At 62.0% G+C, this 11,385-nt stretch carries 11 protein-coding genes; 2 read left to right on the top strand and 9 right to left on the bottom strand.

The features are described from left to right. Positions 1 to 2: 2 nt before the first annotated feature. The 5 genes from PIJ50_RS11235 to PIJ50_RS11215 are packed head-to-tail and all read right to left on the bottom strand — an operon-like array spanning position 3 to position 5,073. Complete coding sequence (locus tag PIJ50_RS11235; RefSeq protein WP_271975309.1) at positions 3 to 734, bottom strand: amino acid ABC transporter ATP-binding protein; 732 nt, start codon at positions 732 to 734, stop codon at positions 3 to 5. Next, positions 731 to 1,798 (bottom strand): amino acid ABC transporter permease, encoded by a 1,068-nt coding sequence (locus PIJ50_RS11230; protein WP_271975308.1) that lies wholly within the window; start codon positions 1,796 to 1,798, stop codon positions 731 to 733. The genes PIJ50_RS11235 and PIJ50_RS11230 overlap by 4 nt, the downstream gene beginning before the upstream one ends. Beyond that, positions 1,798 to 2,877, bottom strand: a complete 1,080-nt coding sequence (locus PIJ50_RS11225) for an amino acid ABC transporter permease (protein WP_271975306.1) — start codon at positions 2,875 to 2,877, stop codon at positions 1,798 to 1,800. The genes PIJ50_RS11230 and PIJ50_RS11225 overlap by 1 nt, the downstream gene beginning before the upstream one ends. After that, positions 2,877 to 3,884, bottom strand: coding sequence for an amino acid ABC transporter substrate-binding protein (locus PIJ50_RS11220; protein WP_271975305.1), 1,008 nt, complete (start codon positions 3,882 to 3,884; stop codon positions 2,877 to 2,879). Before PIJ50_RS11220 ends, PIJ50_RS11225 begins: the two co-directional genes overlap by 1 nt. Positions 3,885 to 3,912: 28 nt before the next feature. After that, positions 3,913 to 5,073 (bottom strand): trans-sulfuration enzyme family protein, encoded by a 1,161-nt coding sequence (locus PIJ50_RS11215; protein ID WP_271975303.1) that lies wholly within the window; start codon positions 5,071 to 5,073, stop codon positions 3,913 to 3,915. Positions 5,074 to 5,168: 95 nt separating this feature from the next. Between PIJ50_RS11215 and PIJ50_RS11210 the strand changes: the two genes are divergently transcribed. Then, positions 5,169 to 6,065 (top strand): LysR substrate-binding domain-containing protein, encoded by an 897-nt coding sequence (locus tag PIJ50_RS11210; RefSeq protein ID WP_271975301.1) that lies wholly within the window; start codon positions 5,169 to 5,171, stop codon positions 6,063 to 6,065. A gap of 42 nt (positions 6,066 to 6,107) precedes the next feature. On the opposite strand, the gene PIJ50_RS11205 is transcribed toward PIJ50_RS11210, so the two are convergent. The 4 genes from PIJ50_RS11205 to PIJ50_RS11190 all read right to left on the bottom strand — a co-directional run bounded on the left by PIJ50_RS11205 (position 6,108) and on the right by PIJ50_RS11190 (position 10,160). Further along, a complete protein-coding gene (locus tag PIJ50_RS11205; protein ID WP_271975299.1) occupies positions 6,108 to 6,293 on the bottom strand; it encodes a hypothetical protein in 186 nt (61 codons plus the stop codon). A 125-nt stretch (positions 6,294 to 6,418) separates the two neighbouring features. Beyond that, a complete protein-coding gene (locus tag PIJ50_RS11200) occupies positions 6,419 to 7,129 on the bottom strand; it encodes a hypothetical protein (protein ID WP_271975297.1) in 711 nt (236 codons plus the stop codon). Positions 7,130 to 7,904: 775 nt separating this feature from the next. After that, entirely contained in the window at positions 7,905 to 9,350 is a 1,446-nt protein-coding gene (locus tag PIJ50_RS11195) for a dihydroorotase (protein WP_271975295.1), read from the bottom strand. A 33-nt stretch (positions 9,351 to 9,383) separates the two neighbouring features. Then, positions 9,384 to 10,160, bottom strand: coding sequence for a LamB/YcsF family protein (locus PIJ50_RS11190; RefSeq protein WP_271975293.1), 777 nt, complete (start codon positions 10,158 to 10,160; stop codon positions 9,384 to 9,386). Positions 10,161 to 10,344: 184 nt separating this feature from the next. On the opposite strand from PIJ50_RS11190, the gene PIJ50_RS11185 reads away from it, so the two are divergent. Beyond that, on the top strand, positions 10,345 to 11,331 hold the full coding sequence (locus tag PIJ50_RS11185; RefSeq protein WP_271975291.1) for a TRAP transporter substrate-binding protein: 987 nt from the start codon (positions 10,345 to 10,347) through the stop codon (positions 11,329 to 11,331). The last annotated feature ends 54 nt before the right edge of the window (positions 11,332 to 11,385 follow it).

Below are 11,385 nucleotides of genomic sequence, written 5' to 3'. Positions count from 1 at the left end.
CATCAATGCACAATCTGGCGCAGAAACTCCTGCGTGCGGGAATTGGCAGGCGCGGTGAAGAACGTCTCCGGCGGTGCCTCCTCGACGATCTGCCCTTCGGCCATGAAGATCACACGGTCGGCCACACGGCGGGCGAAGCCCATCTCGTGGGTGACGACGACCATGGTCATGCCTTCCTCGGCCAGATGGATCATCGTGTCCAGCACTTCGCCGATCATTTCGGGATCAAGGGCACTGGTGGGTTCGTCGAACAGCATGATCCGCGGCTTCATGCACAGGGCCCGCGCGATCGCGACACGTTGCTGCTGGCCGCCCGACAACTGTCCGGGGTATTTCTTGGCCTGTTCAGGAATGCGAACGCGCTCCAGAAGGGCGCGGGCCTGCTCCTCCGCCTGTGCGCGGGGTGTCTTGCGGGCAAGGATCTGCGGCAGGGCGCAGTTCTCCAGAACCGTCAGGTGCGGGAACAGGTTGAAGGACTGAAACACCATCCCGACCTCCCGCCGCACCGCGTCGAGGTTCTTCACGTCGTCGTTCAGTTCGACCCCGCCCACGCTGATGATGCCAGACTGATGCTCCTCCAGACGGTTCATGCAGCGGATCAGCGTGGACTTTCCCGATCCCGAGGGGCCGCAGATCACGATCCGCTCCCCCTCGGCCACGGTCAGGTTAACGTCACGCAGGGCATGGTAGGTGCCATACCACTTGTTCAGGTCGGTGACGGTGATGGCGGTCATGCGTGGCTCTTTCGTTTGACGCCCCGTTCCAGCCAGCGCGCATAGATCGAAATGCCGAAGCAGATCGCGAAATAAACGGCGGCGACGAACAGGTAGGTTTCGGTGAAGGGGGCGGGCCAGGCCGGATCGCCCGCGGCGGCACGCCCCGCGCCCAGCATGTCGAACACGCCCACGATCATCACGAGCGAGGTGTTCTTGACCATGACGATGGCGGTGTTGGTCAAAGGCGGGATGACCTTCTGGATGGCCTGCGGCAGGACGATGTGCCAGATCATCTTCCAGTAGGAGATGCCGAGCGCTTGCGCGGCCTCGGCCTGACCCTTTCCCAGACCCTGCAGTCCGCCCCGCAGCACCTCGGCCAGATAGGCGGCGGCGAAGACGGTCAGCGCGGCGACGGTGCGGCCCAACTTGTCGATCGTCCAGTCCGAGGGCAGCAGCAGCGGCAGCAGGATCGCCGCCACGAACAGCAGGCCGATCAGCGGCAGCCCTCGCACCAGTTCGATCACGCAGACTGACACGGCCTTGACCACCGGCAGTTTCGACTGCCGCCCAAGGGCCAGCAGGACTGCCAACGGAAACCCCATGCCCAGCGACAGCACCGCTAGCAGCAGCGTGACCGGCAGACCGCCCCATTTCGCGGTCGGGACGTCGGCCATGCCGAACACGCCGCCCTTCATCAGGACGAGCATCACGAGGATCGCCCCTCCCCAAAGAAGCGCAAGCCGCGCGTTCCAGAAACGTGGCGACAGGGACGCCATCACCATGGCGAGGATCAGCCCGATCACGATCACAGGCCGCCATTGCTGGTCGGGGGGATAGATGCCGAACAGGATCAACCGGGCCTTGTCGTGGATATAGGCCCAGCAGGCGCCACCCGCGCGACAGGCGGCGGCATCGCCGTGCCATACGGCATCGAACACTGCCCATTCGAGCACGGGCAGCATCAGCACGATCAACCCGATGACGCCAACGGTGATCAGGGCCGCCACCGCATCCCCGAACAGGATGCGCAGGATCGGCGCGGGTGATTTGGCGGGTGCGGGACGCGCGGCGATGTAATCCATCAGCGCACCACGATCGCCATGCGGGCGTTATACCAGTTCATCAACAGCGACACCGAAAGCGAGATGGTGAGAAAGACGCCCAGCAGGATCAGCAGGCTTTCGATCGCCTGTCCCGTCTGGTTGATGACGGTGTTCACCACCAGCCCAAGTTCGGGATAGCCGACGGCCAGCGCCAGGGTCGTGTTCTTCACCGTGGACAGGTATTGCGAGGTCATCGGCGGGATGATGACGCGCAAAGCCTGCGGCAGGATGATCCGGCGCAGGGTGGCACGGTCCGGCAGGCCGAGGGCGCGTCCCGCCTCCCATTGCCCTCGCGCCACCGCGTCGATGCCGCCCCGGATGATCTCGCCCACGAAGGCGGCGGTGTAGAGGATGATCCCCAGCATCAAGGCCGCGAATTCGGGCGAAAGGGCGATGCCGCCGGTGAAGGTGAAGCCGCGCAGTTCCGGCATTTCCACCGTGGCCCTCGTGAGGATCAGCGTCGCGGCGAACACTGCGACCCCGGCCGTGCCGCGCCATCGGCGCAGCAGGAGGGCCGCCGCCAGACCGAGGGCAACCGCCAAGGCCAGTTGCGCGGCGGGCAATGCGGGCAGGAAGATGCCCCGCTGGGTCAGGAACACCCCCGGAAGCGGTTCCCACGCGGCACGGGGCGCGGGAAAGGCCGCCGTCGCCAGTGCATACCAGAACAGCAGCTGCACGATCAGCGGCAGGTTCCGCATGACGGTGACATACCCCGTGCCGAGACCCGCCAGGAGCGGGTTCGCCGAACGACCGGCCAATCCGATACCCAGCCCGAGGATCGTGGCGCCGAGGATCGCCAGAGCCGAGATCCAGAGCGTGTTGCCCAGTCCCACGACATAGGCCCAGAGGAAGGTGTCCTGCGGATCGTAGGGAAGCACGCTCTCCGAGATCGGGAACCGCGCGGGGCGGTCCAGGAAGTCCCATCCTGTGCGGATGCCCCGTTCGGACAGGTTCTGGCTGGTGTTGTGCGCGATCCACAGGATCACGCCCGCCACAGCGGCCAGCAAGGCGATCTGGATCAGACCGCCCCGCACGCGTGCATCGCGAAGAAGCCGCATTACTGGAAGGTCAGCGGGAACATCAGCCCGCCGTCCTTGTAAAGCGCGTTCGCCCCGCGTTCGAGTTTCAGGGAGCTGTCCTTGCCCACGTTGCGGTCGAAGACTTCGGCATAATTGCCGACCTCGCGGATGATGTTCGCCGCAAAATCGTCCTGCAGGCCAAGCGCGGTGCCGTTGCCCGGATCGATACCTAGGAAGCGGCGGATGCGCGGATCGGTGCTGCCCTCGAAGGTATCGATGTTCTGGGACGTGATGCCCAGCAATTCAGCAGATTTCATCGCTTCGATCGACCAGGTGACGATGTCCTTCCACTGGTTGTCGCCGTGGCGCACCGCGGGGGTCAGGGCGTCCATGTAGTCGGTGGCCGGAAAGATGACGTAGTCGTCGGGGTTTTCGGCCTGGGTCGCGCGGACGGAAGCCAGCGCCGCCGCATCGGTGATCAACGCGTCGCAGCGTCCCGAGAAGAAGGCCTGACGCGTGGCGGACGTGTTGTCGAATACGACCGGCTGCAGGTCCAGATCCAGCTTGTCCGACACGTCGGCCACCACGACCTCGGTTGTGGATCCGGTCTGCACGCAGACGGCGGCTCCGGCCATGTCCTCGACCCGTTCGATTCCCATTGCCTTCGGCAGCATGAAGCCCGTGAACTCGTAGTAGTTGGGGCTTGTGAAGTCGATGCCGTTGGCGTCGCGCTGCAGGGTCCAGGTCAGGGTGCGGGGCAGGATGTCGATCTCACCGGTTTGGAGGGCCGGAATGCGCTGCTGGCCCGACAGAGGCACGAAATCGACGGTGTCCTTGTCGCCAAAGACCGCCACGGCCACGGCGCGGCAGGTGTCGATGTCCAGGCCCCGCCATGTGCCGTCACTGTCCGGCGCGCCGAAGCCGACGGTGCCCTGACTGGCCCCGCAGATGAGCCGGCCGCGATCCTTCACGGTTTCCAGCGTAGTCGCGCCATGGGCGGCGGCGGGCAGGGCGAGGGTGAAGGCGGCGAGTGCGATGTGTTTCATGATGATCTTCCTGTTGGGGTCGGGACGTTCAGGCGTCCGCTTGTTCGGTCGTGAGGATGTCGAAGAAGGCTTCCAGATCGGCACGCAGATCGGCGGGATCTTCCAGCCCGATCTGAAGCCGCAGGATGGTCTTGTCGTTGCGCGGATGGGCGTTCTCACGGGTGATGGTCATCGGGGCCATCAGGCTTCGCGTTCCGCCCCAGCTGGCCCCGATGGCAAAAACACGCAGCGCATCCAGCGCGGGATTCAGGCGCGCGGCCTCCGGCAGCACGATGCTGAACACGCCGCTGGCGCCTGCAAAATCTCGTTTGAAGATCTCGTGACCGGGGCAGGAGGGCAGGGCGGGATGAAGAACCTCGCCCACGCCGCGGTCGGCCAGCTCCCGCGCCAGCTCCAGTGCCACGCGGCCCTGATGGGCCATGCGGACCGCCATTGTCTCGATCCCGCGCAGGGCTAGAGACACTGCGTCGGGTGGCACGCCAAGGCCCAGCATCCGCATCTGGTCACGCAGGCGGCGGCGCAACTCGCTGTCGTTCACGCTGACCGATCCCATCAGCAGGTCCGAATGCCCGCCGACATATTTCGTCAGCGCCTGCATGGAGAAATCGACGCCATGCGCCAGCGGCTTGAACAGAAGCGGCGTCGCCCAGGTGTTGTCGATGCCCGTCAGGATGCCGTGCCGCTTCGCCAGTGCGACGATGGCCGGCACGTCCTGCACCTCCATCGTGGTGGAGCCGGGGGCTTCCATCCAGATCAGCTTCACCGAGGAGTCGATCTGCGCCTCGAGATCCGATGCGTCGGGACGATACACCCGATGCCCGATCCCCAGCGGGGCGAGGAAGTTGCGGCAGAATCCCGTGACCGGAGGATAGGCGCTGTCGGGAATCAGCACCGTGTCCCCGGGCTTCAGCATCGCAAGGAAGATCACGGCGATCGCGGTCTGTCCCGAGGGAACGAGCACGGTGTGCCTGCCGCCTTCCAGCGCCGTCAGTTGTGCTTCCAGCACCCGGTTCGTCGGGGTGCCGTGCAGGCCATAGGAGAACCCGTCCAGATCGCGCTGCCCCCGGGTGGCATAGGCCGCCGCGTCGGGAAACACGATGGTCGAGGCGCGGTGCGTGGGAACGGTCAGGGCGGTATAACCTTCCTCCGATATGGTGGGGTGGATGGTGCAGAGGGTCGCGTCGCGCATCGGTTCGTCCTGTCTTGTGTTCGATGACACTGACGCCATCCGATATGGTAAAACAACTGATGCAGACACATAGGTCTATGCGCTAAGGTAATGGGATGAACTTCCGTATTCTCGAAGCCTTCCACACTGTCATGATCTCCGGCTCCACCGTGCGCGCGGCGGAGCTGCTGCAAGTCACGCAGCCCGCCATCAGCCGCAGCATCGCCGATCTGGAGGCGAGCCTCGGCTTTGCCCTGTTCGACCGCGTTCGCGGGCGCCTCGTCCCCACGCCGGAAGGGCAGATGTTCTTTCGGGAGGTGAACGAGAGCTACAAGGGGCTCGACCGCCTGCGCTCGGCGGCGGCATCGATCCGGGAATACGGTTCGGGGATCGTGCGGATCGGGACGTTGTCGGCACTGGCGGCCACCCTGGTGCCGCGCGCCGTGCAGGGGTTCCGGATCCAGCATCCCAAGATCCGCATCACGCTTCAGGTCGCGGGCTCTGCGACGATCCGCAACCTGATCGCCGACGGTCAGCTCGATCTCGGTCTGGCGGCCGACGAGATCGACAGGGCGGGCGTAGACGCGCAGATGTTCGCGAGTTTTCCCGGTGTGATCGCCATGGCCCCCGATCATCCCTTGACGCGCAAGACCGGTGTGGGGCCGACGGATCTTGCCGATGTTCCCCTCATCGGTCTGACACCGGAGGACCGCGCCCGGCACCGCTTCGATCAGGCCATGGCGGATGCGGGCGTTGCTCCGAGCTACATCGTGGAAACGGCCAACTCCTCCACCGTGTGCGCCCTCGCCATGAGCGGGGATGCCGTCGGGCTGGTCAATCCGCTCGCGACCGGAGGTTTCACGGAGCGAGGTCTGATCCTGCGACCGTTCGCCCCGAAGATCTCGTTCAGGTCCTATCTGCTGTTCCGACCCGACAGTCAAAGGGCCCGCCTTGTGCGGGAGTTCTCCGAACACCTGTTTCATGCTCGGAATTCGGTAATCGTCCCGCACTAGCGGGAGCATGGCCGTTTGCAGCCACACGTCATGCCTTGCCCGTCACCCGCTCTTCGTGGTGAGCATCTTGGCTTCCCGTTTTGGGCGTTCGGACAACACCTGTCGCCGCTTGTGATCCGAAAATCGAGGCAGCTCTTTTGCAATCAGTTCATAGGCCTCGTAGTATTTGGATCCTGATTCCAAATACTGGTCAACCTTGTCTAGGATGGGTTTTTCAATGGCATACATTCTATTGTTCCGCAAGCTTCCAAGATTTGGCTAGGTCTATTGTTGCTTCGATTACTTTATAATTGAATTCGAGAACATCAGGGTGAGAGCCGCTGCTAGGGTATCTTATATAAATCCCTAAACTTTCACTTCTTAATATAACTCGGCCGGTGCAGAGCGGATTGGGGGGGGCTGCTATTTCCTAGCCAAGGCATGCATCTTATGTAATAGCCCAAATCGCCATCATCTGAGTAAATAATGTAATTATTCAGACCCGTTACTGTTTGTGTATCTGCAACTTCGATGCGTCTCTCTGGCCAGTTTTTTCGATTACTGGCCTCATTGACCTTTAAGTCGCGGAAGATCTGCCCATAGGAAGACTCTTCGATGCCATCCACATATGGCCAATGGAGGAAAAAGTTAACCACATAATCTAATCTTCCGTTTTCCAGTTGAAAAACAAGAGACGGATCTTCCAGCAGGTTAACGGGGTGAGGTAACAAAGTTTCTAAATTAAAAGCGAAATTGAACGGAATCGTTTTCTCAAATGCGGTATCGGGATTTAGGCTGCGTGGGGCGTATTGGTCTTTTTGCTCGGGTGGTAACTCATTGTATGAGGTCAAAGATGACTGTGCGGCTTTGAGTTGCTCGCGCGAGAGAGGTGGGTTCACATAGGCAGAAGACAGCTTCATCCACGCTACTGTGTAATCCAGTAGGATATCAGCTCTTGGTAGAGATAAGAGATTGTGGTTGGTCAACGGTTCACCATTGATTGCGGAACTGTTTATGTCCGCTTGGCCTAGGCTTGCTGTGGCGAAAAATAAAAGTGTTGCAGTAAGTGCTGGCGGTCTGTGCATGTTAGGTCCCTTTCGGGCATTCAACTTCATCGTTGCTACGGATGACGTTGCATATTATTTCAGCGCGCAGTGGGAGACATCGGATCTGATTCTATAATGTCATTGCTCTACAGATATTCATAACAACGTTAAGTTGTATCACTCGTTTCGATAGGGCTGCGGTAGATTCGGCATAGCAGTGGAGGTGGCGGTGTTGCTATAGTATTATTTAGCGCCGCAATGTTTGTCTTAACTAGTTTTCCCAGAGGCTTAGCAGAAGATGCTAATGCTCGGGCTTCTTGGGCAATGTATGACATGATGACTAGGTGTAAGATTGTCTTGGCGCTTAACCTATAGTCCCCTGCTCACAACCGAACGGTTTTGAACAGGGGAACGTGCTAGTTTATAAGATAATAACAATCAGTTATCTTCATGCTAGCGCGGTGTAGCTTATGATCTGCATCGTTCTCAATATTGATCCAGCCGATGCAATGGCTTCAGGTAAGGGGACAGCCCTTCGGTGGCGGGTAAGCAGAGTCCCGTGCGGCTGATGCGACTCACGCCTGATCTAGGATCCTGCTGCGCGGCAATCGTCATTCCCTGACCATAGATCGAAATGGAAACAGCCGATGGTGTCGCCGATTGACAAGAATTCGCAAGGGGACAGGGCTTCGTGCCGCCATCTGCCCCGGATGCCGACGGGGAACTGGAAGGGGCGAAGTCCCGCCAGCCGGCGGCCTATGTCATCCTATCGACCGTCGTCCTCGCAGTAATTGTCATCTTCTGGCTCTGAAAATTAACGAGTCTGGAGGGTAGCTTCACCCTTCGTGTCGTTCTGCCAAGTTGGCCCATGGCACGGTCGAAACTGGAACGGCTCCACAAAGACGACATCAAGGCCCATCGCGTTTAGACGGGGATGCGCCTCGCGGGAGGATAACACGGTCGCGCCCCGACCTATGACCCGACCGTCCCGCAGGATAGGCCGGCCGCCACCGAAGGACGAAACCGCCCGGCGCCGACACAGGTCGATGATCGTGATATCGGCATCGGCTCCGATGCCTAGATGACCCTTGGAAGGAAGGGCCATCATCCTCGCGGGCTCCGCTGAGGTCTTCACGACAAATTCGCTCAAGGTGAGAGCATTCAGAGCCACTAGCGCCAACCCACGGTCGCACAGGTCGTTCCTGGGAATGCCGCCCCCGTCGGTGGCGAGCGCGTCCACCGCAAAGCGACCGTTCGCCCGCTTCGTCACAGCAAGGTTGATCCGCGCCTCGGGCGGGTTGACGTGGAAGCTGCAACCGATGTCGGTTTCGGCCTCCTTCCAGGCGAGGCGGGCGGCCTCTCCGGTCGCGAGAACGTTTTGACCGTCCACGGCCATGTGAACATGGGCCCAACCGGCCAGGATGGACGCTTCCATGCCCGACAGTGTCGGTTCAAATCCGCCCTTCAGAAGGTTGCGCTGCGTGGCCACGCTTTCGGGAACACCGTTTGCGCATTTCGCCGAATTGCCGTTGAACGGTGCCAGATAGCTTTCGGACCAGACGTTCGGTGCGGCTTCCAGAAGGCGGACGGCTTCCAGTGTTTCCATCAGGATATGATCTTGTGTCCCCCGGACGTAGGCGTTCACATGGGGCAGGTGCAGGGGATGACCCTCGGCCAGTTCGATCGCCTCGCGCATGCCGCGCATGTCCTGCGGTGTGTCCAAGGTGCCGGCGTGAAGGGCCACATGCGCGCCTTCGGCCGCACAAAGCGCGATGGTGCGGGCCGTCGCCTCTGCCGTCAGCGGAAAATGTCCGCCCAGCACTTTCAATCCGACCGCGCCGGATCGACGGGCGCGGACCAGATGATCGCGCAGTTCGTCCATGTGCGGGTTCGTGGTGCCAACGGTGTGGCCGGGACGGACATAGTCGATGCAGGCGATCGTCAGGCCGGTGCCATGGGTGGCGGCCAGCTCCATCACGCTGTCCACGGGGCCGGCCATGTCGAAGGCCGTCGTCACGCCGGCCAGCGCCAGCATCCGGTGGCCCGCCGCACCGCCCAGCCACGACGACAGATGCACATGCGTGTCGATCAGGCCCGGTAGAACATGCAGGCCGGCCACGTCCATTTCCTCGCGCGCGGGGCCAAGATCTTGGCCGACCGCAGCGACGCGGCCATTTTCGATCGCGACATCGCAGACCTCGTCACGATTGTTCACGGGATCGGTCAGATGCCCGTTCCGCAGGAGCACATCATACGGCATCCCAAATCTCCTTCATCAAGCGCGGGCAAGGCCTCAGCCTTGCCGGGATCCTGCAAACGGTGCGATCGCGATTCCTTCACCGGCCAGCGCGTCGCGCAGGGTGCGGGCCATCGTCACGGCACCGGGCGTATCCCCATGAACGCAGATGGTCGCGGCCTCCACCGGAAGACGTCGGCCCCCGGTGGTCGGGATATGGCCCTCAAGCACCATTTCCAGCACCTGAGCCAGGCTCTGAGATGGATCGTGAATAACGGCCCCGTGCTCGGTGCGCGGTGTCAATTCACCTGCGTCCGTATAGGTGCGATCGGCATAGACCTCGCAGGCGACCGTCAGTCCGGCGCGTTCCGCAGCCGCGAAGGTTTCAGAATAGGGCAGGGACACATAGACAAGTCCGGGGTCCACCGCCTTGACGGCGCGCACGCACAACGCGGCCAGATCCGGATCCACCGCCGCCATGTTGCCCAATGCCCCGTGGGTCTTCACATGCGTCATCGGGTGGCCTTCGATCTCGGCCATGCCACGCAGGGCGACGATCTGGTAGATTAGCTGCGCCTCCAAATCCTCGGGCCGTTCGCCAGAGATGCGACGGCGGCCAAATCCGTAAAGATCGGCGAAGGAGGGGTGCGCGCCCACCGAAACGCCCTTTTCCCGTGCCATGCGCAGCGTGCGGCGCATGACGGACGGATCCCCCGCGTGAAAGCCGCACGCGATGTTGGCGCTGGAAATGATATCCAGCATCGCGGAATCATCTCCTATCGTCCACGCGCCGAAGCTTTCCCCCATGTCGCAATTCAGATCGATCGTCTTCATTCCGTCCTCATCCTGATGGTTTTGTTGGCAGTGCCGCTATTGCGCGCCCTGAATGCAGGCGTCTTCGTTTTCGGTATACCAGTTGGTATCCCTGACGGTCGCCATCCGGCTTAGGACCACGATACGACAAAGACAAGGCCCGCAAAAAGCGCGCCATGAACAGCGATAACCGATAGGGAATTTCATGATCGACCTGCGCAAGGCCGCCTTCGCGGCACTCCTTGGGATGACCACCGCCATGCCTGCCCTGGCCCAGACCAGTTGGGACATGTCCGTCGTCTGGCCGGAAGGAAACTTCCACACCAAGAACGCGCAGGCCTTCGCCGACCGCGTGGCAGAGGTCACTGACGGGGAGGTGACGATCACCGTGCATTCCGGTGGCGCCCTTGGGATCAAGGGGCCGGAGGGCATGGCGGCGGTTCGCGACGGCATCGTTCCCATCGCCGACATCCTGATGAGCCAGCAGGTTGGGGAGAACCCAGCCCTTGGCGTCGAGGCGCTGCCCTTCCTTGCACCGACGTCGCAGGACCTGGCGTTGCTGCACAAGTTCTACCGTCCCAAGATCGAGGAGATCGCCGCCGGGATGAACCAGAAGCTGCTCTACATGACGCCTTGGCCGGGACAGGCCGTCTTCTCCAAGACCCCGATCGCAAAGATCGAGGACATGGCGGGCATGACGATCCGCGTTGTTGACGCCAACGGTCACAACTTCTTCGGAGCGCTTGGCGCCACGCCCGTGCAGATGCCTTGGGGCGAGGTGGTGCCGTCGCTGGCCGCTGGAACCATCAACGCGGTCACGACCTCGTCCTCCTCCGGGGTCGATGGCGCCTTCTGGGAGTTCATGTCGGAGATGAACACCTTCAACTGGCAGGCCTCGTCGAACATCGTGACGGTGAATTTCGACGCGTGGAACGATCTGGAGCCCGAGGCTCAGGCCGCCATCGAGGCGGCGGCCGCCGACATGGAAGGGCAGTTCTGGCTCAACTCCCGCGCTGAAGACGCCGGGCGGATCGCCACTTTGAAGGAGCACGGGATGAACGTGACCAACCCCTCGCCAGAGCTGAAGGCCGCACTTCTGGAGAAATCAAAGCCCCTTTGGGACGACTTCAAGGCGCGTGTGCCTGACGCCGCTCCGGTGATCGACGCCTATCTGGCCGCCCGCGACAACTGACCCCGCCCGTCCTGGTAGGCTGCCTGCCGGGACGTCCCGCATCCCCTGTCAGCG

The sequence above is a fragment of the Falsirhodobacter sp. 20TX0035 genome (assembly GCF_028307215.1).
GTDB lineage: Bacteria > Pseudomonadota > Alphaproteobacteria > Rhodobacterales > Rhodobacteraceae > Falsirhodobacter.
Note: the sequence above shows the minus strand (reverse complement) of the source record. Positions and strands in the feature narration are given on the sequence as shown.